The organism is Fructilactobacillus sp. X2R6C1 (assembly GCF_059901295.1).
The window spans coordinates 1-265 of record NZ_JBWXUZ010000037.1; the positions used below are offsets into that span (position 1 = coordinate 1).

Annotated in this window: 3 tRNA genes; all 3 read left to right on the forward strand. The window is 49.4% G+C overall.

The features are described 5' to 3' along the window. Window positions 1-4: 4 nt before the first annotated feature. The 3 genes from AC6UDF_RS07250 to AC6UDF_RS07260 all read left to right on the forward strand — a co-directional run bounded on the left by AC6UDF_RS07250 (window position 5) and on the right by AC6UDF_RS07260 (window position 264). A tRNA-Asn gene (locus AC6UDF_RS07250) sits at window positions 5-77 on the forward strand. Between the two features lie 6 nt (window positions 78-83). Then, window positions 84-175 (forward strand) — tRNA-Ser (locus tag AC6UDF_RS07255). A gap of 16 nt (window positions 176-191) precedes the next feature. Beyond that, window positions 192-264, forward strand: a tRNA-Glu gene (locus AC6UDF_RS07260). Window position 265: the final 1 nt, after the last annotated feature.

Consider the following 265-nt stretch of genomic DNA (forward strand, 5'->3'; position numbering starts at 1 on the left):
TTATTCCGGCATAGCTCAGTTGGTAGAGCACCTGACTGTTAATCAGGTTGTCGACGGTTCGAGCCCGCCTGCCGGAGTACTATGGAGAGTTGTCCGAGCTGGCCGAAGGAGCATCATTGGAAATGATGTAAACGGATTAAAGTCTGTTTCGAGGGTTCGAATCCCTCACTCTCCGTATATTTTTGTAGTATGACCCGTTGGTCAAGTGGTTTAAGACACTGCCCTTTCACGGCAGTAACATGGGTTCGAATCCCGTACGGGTCAT